At 61.8% G+C, this 13,988-nt stretch carries 14 protein-coding genes; 10 read left to right on the forward strand and 4 right to left on the reverse strand.

The annotated features are described in order from the left end of the window. Positions 1 to 16: 16 nt before the first annotated feature. Positions 17 to 400 (reverse strand): DUF7793 family protein, encoded by a 384-nt coding sequence (locus tag LDP01_RS09530; protein WP_224088706.1) that lies wholly within the window; start codon positions 398 to 400, stop codon positions 17 to 19. 237 nt (positions 401 to 637) lie between these two features. Between LDP01_RS09530 and LDP01_RS09535 the strand changes: the two genes are divergently transcribed. Next, on the forward strand, positions 638 to 2,281 hold the full coding sequence (locus tag LDP01_RS09535) for an ATP-binding protein (protein ID WP_224088707.1): 1,644 nt from the start codon (positions 638 to 640) through the stop codon (positions 2,279 to 2,281). A 223-nt stretch (positions 2,282 to 2,504) separates the two neighbouring features. Here the strand turns inward: LDP01_RS09535 and LDP01_RS09540 are convergent, their stop codons facing one another. Then, a complete protein-coding gene (locus tag LDP01_RS09540) occupies positions 2,505 to 2,678 on the reverse strand; it encodes a hypothetical protein (protein WP_224088709.1) in 174 nt (57 codons plus the stop codon). Positions 2,679 to 2,913: 235 nt separating this feature from the next. Between LDP01_RS09540 and LDP01_RS09545 the strand changes: the two genes are divergently transcribed. Further along, positions 2,914 to 3,837, forward strand: a complete 924-nt coding sequence (locus tag LDP01_RS09545; RefSeq protein WP_224088711.1) for a hypothetical protein — start codon at positions 2,914 to 2,916, stop codon at positions 3,835 to 3,837. A 2-nt stretch (positions 3,838 to 3,839) separates the two neighbouring features. Then, entirely contained in the window at positions 3,840 to 5,396 is a 1,557-nt protein-coding gene (locus tag LDP01_RS09550; protein ID WP_224088713.1) for a putative bifunctional diguanylate cyclase/phosphodiesterase, read from the forward strand. 105 nt (positions 5,397 to 5,501) lie between these two features. Here the strand turns inward: LDP01_RS09550 and LDP01_RS09555 are convergent, their stop codons facing one another. Then, positions 5,502 to 6,065 carry a GNAT family N-acetyltransferase gene (locus LDP01_RS09555; RefSeq protein ID WP_224088715.1) on the reverse strand — a complete coding sequence of 188 codons (564 nt, stop codon included), beginning with the start codon at positions 6,063 to 6,065 and terminating at the stop codon, positions 5,502 to 5,504. A 119-nt stretch (positions 6,066 to 6,184) separates the two neighbouring features. Between LDP01_RS09555 and LDP01_RS09560 the strand changes: the two genes are divergently transcribed. Genes LDP01_RS09560 through LDP01_RS09570 form a run of 3 tightly spaced genes read left to right on the forward strand, consistent with a single transcriptional unit; the run spans position 6,185 to position 8,667 of the window. Beyond that, entirely contained in the window at positions 6,185 to 6,652 is a 468-nt protein-coding gene (locus LDP01_RS09560) for a hotdog fold thioesterase (protein WP_224088717.1), read from the forward strand. Positions 6,653 to 6,661: 9 nt separating this feature from the next. Further along, positions 6,662 to 8,011, forward strand: a complete 1,350-nt coding sequence (paaK, locus tag LDP01_RS09565) for a phenylacetate--CoA ligase PaaK (protein WP_224088719.1) — start codon at positions 6,662 to 6,664, stop codon at positions 8,009 to 8,011. A 53-nt stretch (positions 8,012 to 8,064) separates the two neighbouring features. Then, the gene (locus tag LDP01_RS09570) at positions 8,065 to 8,667 is read left to right on the forward strand and encodes a TetR/AcrR family transcriptional regulator (RefSeq protein ID WP_224088720.1); all 603 of its coding nucleotides are present in this window, start codon (positions 8,065 to 8,067) and stop codon (positions 8,665 to 8,667) included. A gap of 325 nt (positions 8,668 to 8,992) precedes the next feature. Here the strand turns inward: LDP01_RS09570 and LDP01_RS09575 are convergent, their stop codons facing one another. Continuing rightward, entirely contained in the window at positions 8,993 to 9,574 is a 582-nt protein-coding gene (locus tag LDP01_RS09575) for a mismatch-specific DNA-glycosylase (RefSeq protein WP_224088721.1), read from the reverse strand. 78 nt (positions 9,575 to 9,652) lie between these two features. Here LDP01_RS09575 and LDP01_RS09580 point away from each other — a divergent pair, with 78 nt between their 5' ends. The 4 genes from LDP01_RS09580 (at position 9,653) to LDP01_RS23395 (ending at position 13,985) form a co-directional block, all read left to right on the forward strand. Further along, entirely contained in the window at positions 9,653 to 10,060 is a 408-nt protein-coding gene (locus tag LDP01_RS09580) for a VOC family protein (RefSeq protein WP_224088722.1), read from the forward strand. Between the two features lie 311 nt (positions 10,061 to 10,371). Next, the gene (locus LDP01_RS09585) at positions 10,372 to 11,727 is read left to right on the forward strand and encodes an MFS transporter (RefSeq protein WP_224088723.1); all 1,356 of its coding nucleotides are present in this window, start codon (positions 10,372 to 10,374) and stop codon (positions 11,725 to 11,727) included. 40 nt (positions 11,728 to 11,767) lie between these two features. After that, a complete protein-coding gene (locus tag LDP01_RS23390) occupies positions 11,768 to 12,964 on the forward strand; it encodes a sulfatase-like hydrolase/transferase (RefSeq protein ID WP_263433691.1) in 1,197 nt (398 codons plus the stop codon). Further along, complete coding sequence (locus LDP01_RS23395; RefSeq protein WP_263433692.1) at positions 12,921 to 13,985, forward strand: sulfatase/phosphatase domain-containing protein; 1,065 nt, start codon at positions 12,921 to 12,923, stop codon at positions 13,983 to 13,985. The genes LDP01_RS23390 and LDP01_RS23395 overlap by 44 nt, the downstream gene beginning before the upstream one ends. Positions 13,986 to 13,988: the final 3 nt, after the last annotated feature.

Genomic DNA, 13,988 nt, shown 5'->3' on the forward strand with positions numbered 1-13,988 from the left:
CCAAATATAAGTGGCGCTAATGCTCTTTCAGCCATTGCAGGGCTTCTGTTTCGGAGGTGAAGAACCTTGTGGGGCACGGCGGTTTCATGATGCCAATGAAGAAGTTGGCGATGACCCTGTCCACGGGGGACGAACCCCAGAGGGCGATCCGTGAGGCCTGGCAGGGCTTGGCGAAGACGGAGCGGGCGCCCCTTGTGACGTCTGCTGTGGTGGCCATGTCCACGATCATCGGGTGGCGCGCTTCACCACAGAGCTCGTTGACCCGGTCCATCGCCCGCTGGGCATCCGCCTGCTGGATCCTGGAGCCGCGTGGCCACGTCAGCCGCAGGATTCCAGACTCTTCCAGTTCCAACTCGAACGCCACCTCTTGGTGGTCTTGCGGTGCGGCTGGTTGGTTCACTGGTCTCCTTGTCGTTTCCTCGCGGGCGGCAGGGGGACAAGGCCTCCCCCGGCTCTTATTCTCTAGGCTGTCGAATCCGGCTCCGAATGTAAAGCTCTCCTCCCCCGACTCAATGCCCTGCAGGGCGACGCAAATGAGGATCAAATGCCCCTGCGGGTCCGAAGCCCGCGGTGGCGCTGATAGTGTGTTGCCAAATCTGGAATTACGGTGAACGAACGTTGTAACGGAGGGGGCTCAGTGGGTAAGAACGGGGCCGATGTGCAGCACTCTTCCCGCTCCGCCGTCGTGGCGGATTCAGACACTGATCGTTTGGCCTTAACAAAGGCTGCGCTCAAAGCCGCTGGGTTCGAAGTTTTCGCCGCCGCAGACACCGCTTCCATGGCGTCGCGGCTGGAAACCGAAAGTCCGTCCGTGGTGGTTGTGGAGAACTCCCTGGCGCATGGTCTTCGGAATCCGGGCGTTCCCGTGCTGCTGCTTCTGAACGCCGGCGAATCCGTAGACCTTGAAGAAGCCCAGGCCTGGGGCGTTGTGGACTATGTGATGAACCCCGTGCGTGCCGATGAACTTGTCTACCGTGCCGAAACCCTGATTGGCAGGGCCAGGGAGCGTGCACGGTCCCGGGGAGAAATTGAAGCCTTACGCGAAAGCCTACGAAACGTCTCGTCCGCCATCCGGCAAACCAACGATCCCCAGCTGATTGCCGAGCACGTGGTCCGGGGTTTTGGCGAAGCCCTTGGAATGGACCATGTTTGGTTTGCAACTTTCCGGGACGAACGTGTCCCCTCCATTCGCTCCCAATGGAACCGGCCGGGCACGCCTATGCTGCCAGCCAGATTGGGCGACAGCGAGAACCTGATCGTCGAGACAGCCAACAGGCTATGGGCCGAAGCTGACGTTCTGGCGGTTACAGACCACCGCACGCAGCCGGAATCCAGGATCACCCAGGCGCTGAAAGAGTGGTCGTGCGAGCTCAACCCCGTGTCATCGGTGTTGCTGCCTGTGGGCGAAGGTGGGTCAGCGTTGGGCATCATCCTTCTCACAACGGTGGGGGAACAGCACGATTGGACCCGGCCTGAGATCGCATTGATGCAGCACGTCGCCGGCAATGTGGCGCACGGACTCATTCAGGGCCACCTGATCAGTGCCCAGCAACGCGTACTGCACCAGCTCAGGCAGTTGGACAAGGCCAAGACGGACTTCCTGGCAACGGTGAATCATGAACTCCGGACTCCCCTGACTTCGATCACGGCCTACCTGGACATGATCAGGGACGGTTCGGGCGGCCCTGTTCCTGAAGGCATCAGCAAGATGCTGGACGTGATCGCCAGGAACTCCGACAGGCTCCGCCGGCTCATCGAGGACATGTTGACCGTATCCATGCAGGACGGAAGCAACCTGGACCTCAAACCGGTGGATATTGCCAAGCTCCTCCAGGTGGTGGTGGCCACCCTGCGGCCACTGGCAGAGTCCCGGCAGGTGGCTGTGTCCTTCACCGAGGGAACCGAGGACGTGGAGGTTACCGCCGATGAAGCCAAGCTGGAACAGGTCTTCACCAACATCGTGGCCAATGCCATCAAGTTCACCCCGGCAGGTGGACGGGTGGGCATCACGAGTTCAATGTTTGCATCGGCAGACGGTGGCCGTGCAGCACTGGTGAAGGTGGCGGACACAGGCTTGGGGATCCCCGAACACGATCTTCCCCACATCTTCACGCGGTTCTACCGGGCCTCAAACGCCACGGCAGCCGCCGTTCCCGGAAGCGGCCTCGGGCTTGCGATCGCCCAGGACATCATCAGCCGCCATATGGGGCGGATGGTCTTCGACTCTACGCTGGGCTCAGGGACTACGGTTTCCGTCGAGTTGCCGGTTGGTGGTCCCTAAGGGCCGCTTGACACCCCCAAATTGCCAGTTGACCACCCGTTCCTTCTCGCTTGACGCCCTCATGGCGTCTTGTGCCCGTCCTTGACAGCTCCGTCAACGGCTGGCCTGAAACCTGACCGCAAAGTCACTAATCCGCGACACACTCCGCAACAAAACCGATGCCCCGAGCAAAAGCCCGGGGCATCAGTTTGAGTCATCTGGCCTTGAGAGGCGCTCCCCCAATTTAGTTCGGCCACCAACCTATGGTGGTGGTATTCGTTTTGGTGGTTGTGCTGTTCGGCCACCAGCCGATTGCCGTGCTGTTGCTGTCCTGCGAAGGCTCGGCGTTAGCCGGAGCAGCCAGCCCCGTTACTGCCAGAACTGCTGCCATGAGCAGTGTTGCCGCAAATTTCTTCATCCGCTGCGCCCTTTCATACTGATGCGAATTACCGGTGTGACTTGAAAAAGGTCACGTGGCAAACTATACGAGCTTTTCTTCGCTATGGACATGGATAATGGGCACATGCAGAGTCCACAATTAACGCCCCATCTTGTAGCCGGACTCAATGCGCGCGCCAAATGGAAAGAACGTAACTTTGATGAGGCCTTTCGCTTGGCCGGTGAAGCCGCACATCTTGCCGCTGATGCCGGGGATGAAGTGTCCTGGTGGAACATGCGTTACCTGCAGGCGGAATGCCTCCGGGACCAAGGGCCGGATCGATGAATACCTGGCATTGGCACTGGAACTGAACGGGCACCAGCTCACGGCGTCCTCGCCTGAGCTTGGAGCCAAAGCCGGAACCATGGTCGCCGTTGCCCTGCAGGGTCTGGGACGTCTGGCCGAGGCCGCTGCCATGGCAGCGGACGCCGCCAAACTGGCTGCCCGGGACGCGGACCTGGTGTATGTGCAGATCCTGGCACAGCGTGCACTCATTGCTTCCCTTGCCGAAAGCCGCCTGCTGGACGATGCCTGGCGAGAGTGCTTGGAGCTGGAATCCCTGCTGACCGAAGACATCGACGAAGACACCGCGGGCAAGGGCTATTGGGTGATCGGCAACGTCGCTTTCCTGGCAAACCGGGTTGAAGATGGCAGCCGGTACCACGATCTTGCTTCCGAACGGCTGTCACCATCCAAGGACGTGGACTTGTGGGCCCGCTTCAACCGCGCCTCGGCCGAAATGCGGCTTCAGGCCCGGCTGAGTGATGCCGCCACCCTCCGCTGCATCGAGAGGGCGGAGCTCGCTACAGACATCGTGGGCGGTTCCGAGCGGGACCATTTGGAAATGTCCCTGGTCCGCGCTCACTGGAACTACCTCAACGGTGACATGCAGGAAGCCTTGACCATCCTTGAGCCCTTGTGTGCCCGGTCTTCGATCCTCGCCACCCAAACCTCCGCGGAGTCGCACTTCCTCCTGGCCAGGACTTTGCTTGCCCAGGGCCGCCGGGAAGAAGCCGTGGCAACTTTTAGCGAAACCGCGAGCCTTTTCGATCAGGCAGCGCTGCCTGATCGAAGCTCGGCCGTTCGCGAATACCTCCGGGATATGGTTGAGCAGCGAGGCGAACCGCACGGGGAGTAACCATGTCCGAGGAAAACTCGAATGCCGCATCAGATCCACGTCTGGGATTGCTGCTTGATGGCATCGTCAGGCTCGCTGCGGGAGACCTGCACACCAGGATTGAAATCTCCGATGCCCGCGACGAGATCGACGCCGTGATCATGGGTACCAATCTCCTGGCCGAGGACCTCCAGATTGTCTATGAAGAGCTGGAGCAGCGGGTAGCGGCCCGCACCCGGCAGCTGCACGAGGCCCACCGCGAAATGCAGCACATGGCCATGACCGATCCCCTCACGGGCCTTCACAACCGCTCCGCTTTCTCCGCCGCGCTGGCCGAATCCCAGGGCAGGGAACCCAATGGCAACCAACGGCCGGCCATCCTGCTGATGGACATGAACGGCTTCAAGGGCGTCAATGACTCCCTGGGCCACACCTTCGGAGACAAGGTGCTGGTAACGGTGGCAGCCCGCATCAGCTCCGCCGTCCGCGAGGAGGACATGGTTGCCCGCATGGGCGGCGACGAATTCGCGATCCTGCTGCAGGACGTTACCGCCGCGAAGGCGGCTTCGATCGGCAACCGGATCCTGGCCGCCATGGACGGTCCAATGGAGATCGAAGGCCAGTATGTACGGTGTGGCGCCAGCATGGGCCTTCGTATGGCAGATCCCGGCAAGACCGCCGAGGAGCTGATGATGGAAGCGGACATCGCCATGTATGAGTCCAAGGCGGATGGGCGCGGCAAGTTGAAGGTTTTTGACTCGGACATGCTCCTTGCCCGGCAACTGCGCAACCAACTCGTGGGTGAGCTCAAGGAAGCAATCGCCGGTTCGCAGCTGGTGCTCCACTACCAGCCCATCATCCGCTTGGACACCCGCGGAATTGAAGGCGTCGAGGCCCTGGTCCGTTGGAATCACCCCACCCGCGGCATGATCATGCCGGACGAATTCATCCCCATCGCCGAGGAAACGGGGATGATTTCCGATCTGGGCGGCTGGGTGCTGCGCACCGCCGTCGAGCAGTTGCAGCGGTGGCGCAGCGACCCCCTGACGGGACGCCACGACTTCAACATGCGCATCAACGTGTCCGCCGCAGACCTCCAGCGGCTTGAGTTCGTGGAGGACGTACGCGAAGCGTTGACCTCGGCCGGGCTGGACCCTTCGCTACTGGTTCTGGAGCTGACCGAAAGCGCTGTCATTCAAGGCAACGACCTCGACCGATACACGCTGAACAGCCTCCGGCGGCTGGGCGTCGAGATGGAGATCGACGACTTCGGCACCGGCTACTCCTCCATTGACTACCTCCGCCGCTTGCCCGTGCACGCCGTCAAGGTGGACCGAACGCTCCTCTCGGCACTCGGTAGCGACCCCGCGCAGCCCGCCCTCCTCGCGGCAGTCCTGCAACTCATTCGTGCGTGCGGCCTCGGTGCTGTGTGGGAGGGAATCGAAACCGCAGAGCAGGCAGACTTCCTGCTCAGCATTGGGTGCACCAGCGGGCAGGGCTACTACTTCAGCCGGCCTTTGCCGGAGGCACAACTCACCGAACAGCTTAAGCACCACAAGACCTGGCCGATCCAGGATTAAAGGCACGACGGCGGTGGGCTGGCTTTAGGGTGCGGCGCCCTTTTCGCTTGGCTGGCGGTTGGCTGGCTGGTGGGCGGCGGCTGACGCGTTGGGGCTTTGACGCCGTCAAGCCCCCTCTTGGCGCGCCCGCCATTCGGAGTCGAGGATCGCATAAATGTTCTCGGTGGCCCACTGGCCTTTGTAGTGCCAGTTGTCCACGAGGGTGGCCTCAAGCCGCATCCCCAGGCGTTTGCAGATACCGGCGGAGCCGGTGTTCAGGGCATCGAGTTTCGCGTCTATGCGGTGGAAGTTCAACTGGCCGAACGCCAGCTTCATGACAGCCTCCGCCGCCTCCGTCGCGATTCCCTGCCCCCTGCCCTCGGGGTGGAGGATCCAGCCAAGCTCAGCCTGGCCTGTTCCCTCCAGCCATTTCAGGACGATCTCGCCCATGAGTCCCGGACGGTCCTGGAGCTCGATGGCGAGGCAGGCCCAATCGCCTTCATGCCTGAACTGCGCATTCGCGTAGCGGCCCAGGACTTCCATGGATTGCGTCTTGGTCAGTTCGTTTCGGAGCAGGTACCGGGCGGTTTCGGGCAGCGACTGATAGGCGTGGAACCGCTCAAGGTCCTCGGCCTCGAAACGCCGCAGAATGAGTCGTTCGGTCATGATCGGAAGCTCAATTTCGGGCATGTCTTCGAGGCTACTAGGCGCGTCCAAATCCCGGCCCTGAGCTTGTCCAGTCTTGACAGTTGGGCCGATCTGGGATTACCTAATGAACATTCGGTAAATAAAGCTGGAGGCAATGACGCATGGTTGAAACAACCCTCTCCGGTGCAACGCACCACATCCTGACGAACGACTACGCGTCTGAATGGATGGGCATTGAGGTCCTCAAGATCGACGACGGCCATGCCACCATCCGCATGCACCTCCGCCAGGAAATGCTCAATGGATTCGGAATGGCCCATGGCGGAATGATCTTCGCCTTCGCGGACACCGCCTTCGCACTGGCCTGCAACCCGGCCAACCCAACGCCAAAGCAAGCTGCCAACATCACGGTGGCGTCCGGCGTCGACATCAACTTTATCAAGCCGGCGTTCGAAGGCCAGGTGATTACCGCCGTCGCAAACCGTCGCGCGAGTACTGGCCGCAGCGGCCTCTACGACATCCAGATCTACGCGGCTTCACCCGGCGCCGCGGGCGCCACCCCCGATCCAGATCCCGGAGAACTCATTGCAGAGTTCCGGGGCCGCAGCCGCACCATCTCCAAGAAGTAGGAACTCCAGATGACCCAGAACACCGTCGCCGCGCCCACATCGCCCGCCTCCACGGCAACCGCCCCCATCCTGGACCGCGAAGAAACGATGTCCCGCGACGAGCTTGAAGCACTCCAGCTCAGCCGCCTGCAGCACACGGTGGCCTACGCCTACGATCGCGTGCCGCTGTACAAGCGCAAGTTCGACGAAGCCGGCGTGCACCCGACCGACCTCCGCGAATTGAGCGACCTCGGCAAGTTCCCTTACACCACCAAGGAAGACCTCCGGCTGGAGTACCCGTTTGGCATGTTCGCGGTGCCCCAGAATGAGGTTGCCCGAATCCACGCGAGCTCCGGCACCACCGGGCGCCCTACAGTGGTGGGCTACACCAAGAACGACCTCGCCAACTGGGCAACCCTGGTGGCCCGTTCCCTGCGCGCCTCCGGCGTCCGACCCGGCATGAAGGTCCACAACGCCTACGGCTACGGCCTCTTCACCGGCGGGCTCGGGGCACATGCAGGCGCTGAAGCGCTCGGTTGCACGGTCATCCCGATGTCCGGCGGCCAGACCGAACGCCAGATCCAGCTCATCCAGGACTTCAAGCCGGACGCCATCCTGGCAACCCCCACGTACCTGCTGACCATCGCCGACGCCATGGCACACCAGGGCATCGACCCCACCTCCACATCGCTGAAGTACGCGGTGCTCGGCGCCGAGCCGTGGACCGAAGAAATGCGCCACGAGCTCGAAACCACCATGAACATCAAGGCCTCGGACATCTACGGACTCTCTGAAGTCATGGGCCCGGGCGTGGCTGGCGAAGCTGTTGAAACGCAGGACGGCTGCCACATCTGGGAAGACCACTTCCGCCCCGAAATCATCGATCCCTTCGATCACTCCACGGTCCTGGGCGACGGCGAACCCGGCGAGCTGGTCTTCACGTCCCTCACCAAGGAAGCGCTGCCGATCATCCGCTACCGCACCAAGGACCTCACCCGCCTGCTCCCCGGCACCGCCCGCCCCGCACACCGCCGGATGGGCCGCATCACCGGTCGCAGCGACGACATGATCATCCTGCGCGGCGTGAACCTCTTCCCCTCCCAGATCGAGGAAATCGCCCTCCGCATCCCCGAGCTCAGCCCGCACTTCCAGCTCGAAATCACCCGCCCCGAAGGCAAGCGAATGGATTCGCTGACCGTGAAAATCGAGCGGCGCGAAAACGTCCCCGCAGAGTCAAGCACGACGGCGGCCCGCACCTTACGCGAGCAGATCAAGATTCATGTGGGGTCTTCTTGCGTAGTTGAAGTTGTAGAGCCCGGTTCCCTTGAGCGTTCCAACGGCAAGCTCCGCCGGATCTACGACCTGCGGCCAAAGGGCTGACATGCGGCGTCGCTGACCGGCAGCCCGTCTAGAGATCGTGAGAAAATGCCACCATGCCTACTGAGACAACCACCAAGCGCGGACGGCCCGGTTACGACCAGCAGTCGGTGCTCCGCATCGCCGTCGACGTCTTCAACCGCCACGGATACGACGCAACGTCCATGGGCATCCTGGCTGAGAACCTCGGGATCTCCAAGTCAGCCATCTACCACCACGTGCCGTCCAAGGGCGATCTGCTAAAGCTCGCCCTGGACCACGCCCTGGGCGGCTTGGAGGCCATCCTGGATGAGCCTTCAGCCACCTCCGGGCCGGCCGATGCCCGGCTTGAGTTCGTGCTCCGGCAGACCATTGCGGTGCTGGTAGACAGGCTGCCGTTCGTCACCCTGCTGCTGCGGCTGCGGGGAAACACCGAGATTGAACGTGATGCCCTGGAACGCCGGCGTGCCTTCGACCACAAGGTGGCTGCCCTGATAGCCGCTGCCCGTGAAGACGGCTCGCTGCGCCAGGACATCGACCCCCGGACGGTCACGCGGCTCCTGTTCGGCACCATCAACTCGATCGTGGAGTGGTACAAGCCGGGCGGCTCGTTGTCCCCCGAGAAGCTGGCCGACGACGTCATCACCATGGCCTTCGACGGCCTCCACGCCGCCGCCTGACCCTTCCCGGTTCCTCTCTCACATCCTGCGGGTTTTTTACGGTTCCTCTCTCACATCCCGCGGGTTTTTTACGCTTCCTCTCTCACATCCCGCGGGTTTTTTACGGTTCCCCTCTCACATCCCGCGGGTTTTTTGCGCTTCCTCTCTCACCCTTTGTCGCCGTGCCGTGGCCAGGTCCCCGACGCTGTCGCCAGCCAACTCGTTGCGTCCGTTATCGGACTAAGCGTCTTGGTCAAAACAGGTGGGCCAGCCGAGAGGTTCAGCAACATTATCGACGGGCTCATTGACGGACTGTGAAGGCCACCGGTTGGTCCGACCAAGGTAGCTATTCCGGGCCAGGAAACGGTTCGATGCCAGCCGCGACGGCGACTTCACGGTAGGCAGCGGCGAGATCAGCAAGACTCGCGTGCCTGTTCAAGCCGCTCGGGTTTGGGAGTACCCAAACCGGGGAACGCCCAAGGGAATCCGGCTGTCGTCCCCACGTCGCCCTAGGCCGGGCGAAAGCGGTCCGATAGGCTCCGATTCCCAGTACTGCAACCATTGCCGGCGCCATAAGTTCGACGCGCGCAGATAGTGCTTTGGCTCCGGCAAGGAGTTGCTCCGGGGTGAGTTCATCCGCTCGCGCCGAAGCTTCCGCAACTATGGACGTAATCCCAACGCCACGTTCCAGCAGATGATTGAGGTCCCCGGGGCGGAACCCTGCAGAGGCATCGATCCGACGATCGACGATGCCGGCCCGAAATAACGCTGGATAGAAGCGATTGCTGCCGCCACCGAAGTGCGCCTGCACTGCAGCAGCACGCAGGCCAGGATTGATGCCGACGAACAGGAGCCTCGTCTGGTCCGAGACTAAATCGGGCAGGGTTAGGCCTCGGAACGCATCTAGCGCAACCCGGCCAAGTCCCATCGTTCAACCTTATGACATGATTCGTAAGATCCTTCCGGGGGCCTCAAGCGTAAAATTTTCAGCGTAGGAGGTGGCCAAATGCATCTAGCCCTTAACACAGCCACAACTGTCCTGCCTGTCGATGACCTGAGCCGCGCAAGAAAGTTCTACGCGGAAAAGCTCGGCCTTCCGCATCGCGGCAGGACATGGGACGGAAATGATCTATTTGGCAACGACGGCGGCCCTATGCTGCAGTTGTTGCCGGTCACGGACGGTAAGCACTCCGGTCATACCGCCATGAGCTTTGAGGTCGAGGACATCGAGCGGACTGTTGCGGAGATGGAAGCCCAAGGCGTCAAATTCCAGGATTACGACGAGCCTGAGCTCAAGACCGATAACCATATTTGCACCACCGACGCAGAGAAGTGCGCTTGGTTCATGGATACCGAGAACAACGTTCTGTGCATCCATGAGACGCTCGGCCAACAAGCCGAATACCAGCTTTAACCAACCCCTCAAGACAAAGCGCGTCCCCCTGCATGGGGGACGCGCTTCGTCGTTATCTGAAGGAACAACCGCTAAAACAGGTCGGGATGTGAGAGAGGAACCGAAAGAAGCGCGCGGGATGTGAGCGTGGAACCGGGAAAAAGCAGTGGGATGTGAGAGAGGACCGGTTTTGAACCTCACGGCGCACACCCCTTGACACGCGTGACGGACATCACCTAACGTGATGGGATCGATCTCATCACAAACAAGGTGTCCATTGGGGAAGAGGATGAGATCGATCCCATGGCTACAGTTAAGCGACGAGGATTAACATGAACCCCCCACATACAACCCATGCGTCAAAGGCCCCCACGAAGACTTCACCGTGGACTGCCGCCAGTGCCAGCACCATCGGTTCGGTGCTGGAGTACTACGACTTTTTCGTCTACGGCCCCATGGCTGCACTCGTTTTCGGGGCTGTCTTCTTCCCCAGCGGCGACCCCGGCCTGGCTGCCGTCCTCTCACTGAGTACGTTCGCCGTCGGATTCGTTGCGAGGCCCCTTGGCGGCATCGTCATCGGGCACCTCGGTGATCGCGTTGGCCGTAAGAAGATGCTGCTCTTCACGTTCTTCCTAACGGGATTCGTCACCGTGGGCATCGGCCTGTTACCCACCTACTCACAAGTTGGGGTCTGGGCACCGATCATGCTGGTTTCACTTCGTTTCCTCCAGGGCATAGGCCTCGGCGGCGAATGGGGCGGCGCTGCACTGCTCGCCGTCGAGCATGCACCGGAAGCCAAGCGCGGCTTCTTCGGCAGCCTTGTCCAGGCCGGCGCTCCCATCGGCGTTATTCTCTCCAGCGGCGTCGTAGCAATTCTCACGGGCACACTGTCCCGGGCAGACCTGCTCGCTTGGGGATGGCGTATCCCGTTCCTGCTGAGCACAGTCCTGGTGATCTTTGGATTGATCCTGCGTCTGAAAATCACGGAAACGCCGGACTTCGAGAAGACCGTGGCCACGCCTGCGGCCAAGGAAAAGCTGCCCCTGGTCGTTGCGCTGCGCCGCTACCCGAAGCAGATACTAGCGATGATTGGCGTGCATGTCAGCGACACCACGCTGGGCTTCATGCAGGGCGTCTTCATCATCGGCTTCGCTACAACCACGCTGGGCATCAGCCCCACGGTAGCCTTGATGGCCAACATTGCCTCTTCCATCACCAACCTCATCATCACGCCCGTTTCCGGCATCATCTCTGACCGCTTCGGCCCACGACGGGTTCTGGTTACCGCCACCGTGGCGTTGGCACTGTGGGCCTTTCCCATGTTCTGGCTCATGGAGACCAAAAGCGTCCTGGCATTGTTCGTTGTGATGTCCGCGAATGGACTCATCGTGGGAATGCTGTTCAGCCAGCAGGCCACGCTCTTCGCAGCAGTCCTGGACCCGAAGGTCCGATACACCGGAATGTCCATTGGGTTCCAGGTGGCCACGGTAATCGGAGGCGGATTCGGCCCGCTGATCGCCCAGGCCCTCCAAAACAACGCCGGCGGCGCCACGTGGAGCATCTCCGGATATCTCATGCTGGTTGCGCTTGTCGCCCTCGGCTGCGCGCTATACCTGACGTCCCGCAAGACCCAGGTGGTCCATGCTTCCCAGGCATCGCCCGCGTCCGTGGCTGCTTCCCAGCTCTAAAGCAAACAAACACGTCCCGAAACAGAACGGAACCGCAGCAATGCAGCAGGAATTTCCCGGCCGCATCGGCACCACAGTTGCCGAATCCGAGGCTTGGTGGCCCGAGCAGCAAGCAGCCAACGGCTCACAACCCAACATTCTCATGGTCATACTTGATGACACCGGATGGTCGGACTTCGGCTGCTTTGGCTCCGAAATCAACACGCCTGCCATCGATGGACTGGCCGAAGAAGGGCTCAGGTACACCAACTTCCACGTCACCCCCCTGTGCTCCCCAACCAGGGCGAGCCTGCTCACGGGCCGCAACCACCACTCTGTGGGCATGCGGTTCCTGGCCGATGCAGACACTGGCTTCCCCAACTCGCGCGGCTGCGTCCGTCCGGACGTGCCCATGCTCCCGGAGATACTGCGCAGGAACGGCTACGGAACCTATCTGGCCGGTAAGTGGCACCTTGCGCCACTGAACGAACTCACGCCGGCCGGGCCGTTCCACAACTGGCCGCTGAACCGTGGCTTCGACCGCTTCTACGGTTTCCTGGATGGCTGCACGGACCAGTACTCCCCCGAGCTGGTGGCCGACAACCACAGCATTGAACCACCCGCCCGGGAGGGCTACCACCTCAGCGAGGACCTGGCCCAACAGTCAATCCGTTTCCTCAAGGACCACACCACGTACCGTCCGCACGCTCCGTTCTTCCTCCAGTTGGCTTTGGGGGCCACCCATGCCCCCTTCCAAGCGCCGAGGGAGTACATCGAAAAGTACATCGATGTCTTCACCAAGGGCTGGGACAAAACCCGCAGCGACAGGCTGAAGCGGCAGGTGGAACTATGCGTCGTGCCGGACGGCACGGCACTCACGGAACGGCTGGCAGACGTCCGCGCGTGGGAGGAGTTGAGCAGTACCGAACAGGATGTCTTCACCCACCTGCAAGCTGCCTTCGCCGGTTTCCTTGAGCACGCGGATGCCCAAATTGGCCGTGTTGTTCAAGCGTTGAGGGCGATGGACCTTTACGAGAACACCATCGTCCTGGTCATGTCGGACAATGGTGCATCCCGCGAGGGCGGGCCCCACGGGCGATGTCGATTGCAACGCGCCGTATTCGGGCGTCCGCAGGCCCGCCGTCGAGCAGGTCAGCTTGCTGCCTCAGCTCGGCGGCCCCCTGGGTGGCGCCCACTATCCGGAGGGTTGGGCCATGGCGGGCAACACGCCGTTCCGCCGTTACAAGCAGTTCGTTGACCTTGGCGGCGTACGTTCGCCGCTGGTCGTTTCCTGGCCGGCGGGGATCTCCAAAGCGGGAGAGGTCAGGAACCAGTTCCTGCACGCCATCGACATCACGCCCACCCTCCTGGATGCAGCCAACATAGAGACTGATACAACGTTCGACGGCGGGTCGGCAGTTGCGACGTTCGTCGATGCAGCCGTGAAGGAGCCCCGCGAAACGCAATTCTGGGAGATGCTGGGCCACCGTGCAATCCGCCATGGTGAGTGGAAAGCCGTGACGGCACATCTTCACGGACAGGACTACGAGCAGGACGATTGGCGCCTGTACAACACCCGGGAAGACTTCGCGGAGGCGCACGACCTCGCCGCGGCCGAGCCGGAAAAACTTCGGACCCTACAAAAACTCTGGTGGGAGCAGGCGGAGCAAATAGGCGCTTTTCCCCTGGACGACCGCACCCTGGTAGAGCTGCTCACTGCCCGGGGTCCGGCTGGCTTGGTCAATCGCAAGGAGATCGTTTTCAGGGCGGGCCAGAGCCACGTCCCGTTTGCCAGCGCCATCACGGGCAGCGACCGCGCCCTTCAGTTCACTGCCCACCTCCGGGAATTCAACCCGGGAATGGAAGGGGTCCTAATATCCAGCGGCAACCAACAAGGCGGCTACGTGCTCTACGTTCGCAACGATGTCCTGATCTTCGAACACCATGCCTTGGGCGCCCGCGATGTGCTGAAGTCTGACACTGCCTTGTCCGGCGGACCGCAGGCAGTGGGCCTGCGCCTGACTCCCCTGGACGACAGGGCAGCGCTGGCAGAACTGCTCCATGGGGATCAGGTGGTTGCTGCAGCGACAATCAGCGGCACGTCCAGCCACCTGTCGTTCTGGGGCATGGACATCGGCTCGGACCCGGTCAGTACAGTTTCCGCAGAGTACGAGGCACCGTTTGCCTTCCCTGAGGCAGCGATGGATCGCGTAGTGTTGCGGTTCAGGGACACCCCGGACCTCGAGGATCTCGCCGAGCTCATTGAATCCACGGAGTAGAAC

The sequence above is a fragment of the Arthrobacter sp. StoSoilB13 genome (assembly GCF_019977255.1).
Taxonomy (GTDB): Bacteria; Actinomycetota; Actinomycetes; order Actinomycetales; family Micrococcaceae; genus Arthrobacter.

Excerpts from the sequence above, each read along its gene's own strand:
- LDP01_RS09540 (WP_224088709.1), bottom strand. The coding sequence starts at position 2,678 with ATGAAGAAATTTGCGGCAACACTGCTCATGGCAGCAGTTCTGGCAGTA.
- LDP01_RS09545 (WP_224088711.1), top strand. The coding sequence starts at position 2,914 with ATGAAGTGTCCTGGTGGAACATGCGTTACCTGCAGGCGGAATGCCTCC.
- LDP01_RS09550 (WP_224088713.1), top strand. The coding sequence starts at position 3,840 with ATGTCCGAGGAAAACTCGAATGCCGCATCAGATCCACGTCTGGGATTG.
- LDP01_RS09555 (WP_224088715.1), bottom strand. The coding sequence starts at position 6,065 with ATGCCCGAAATTGAGCTTCCGATCATGACCGAACGACTCATTCTGCGG.
- LDP01_RS09560 (WP_224088717.1), top strand. The coding sequence starts at position 6,185 with ATGGTTGAAACAACCCTCTCCGGTGCAACGCACCACATCCTGACGAAC.
- paaK (WP_224088719.1), top strand. The coding sequence starts at position 6,662 with ATGACCCAGAACACCGTCGCCGCGCCCACATCGCCCGCCTCCACGGCA.
- LDP01_RS09570 (WP_224088720.1), top strand. The coding sequence starts at position 8,065 with ATGCCTACTGAGACAACCACCAAGCGCGGACGGCCCGGTTACGACCAG.
- LDP01_RS09575 (WP_224088721.1), bottom strand. The coding sequence starts at position 9,574 with ATGGGACTTGGCCGGGTTGCGCTAGATGCGTTCCGAGGCCTAACCCTG.
- LDP01_RS09580 (WP_224088722.1), top strand. The coding sequence starts at position 9,653 with ATGCATCTAGCCCTTAACACAGCCACAACTGTCCTGCCTGTCGATGAC.
- LDP01_RS09585 (WP_224088723.1), top strand. The coding sequence starts at position 10,372 with ATGAACCCCCCACATACAACCCATGCGTCAAAGGCCCCCACGAAGACT.
- LDP01_RS23390 (WP_263433691.1), top strand. The coding sequence starts at position 11,768 with ATGCAGCAGGAATTTCCCGGCCGCATCGGCACCACAGTTGCCGAATCC.
- LDP01_RS23395 (WP_263433692.1), top strand. The coding sequence starts at position 12,921 with ATGGCGGGCAACACGCCGTTCCGCCGTTACAAGCAGTTCGTTGACCTT.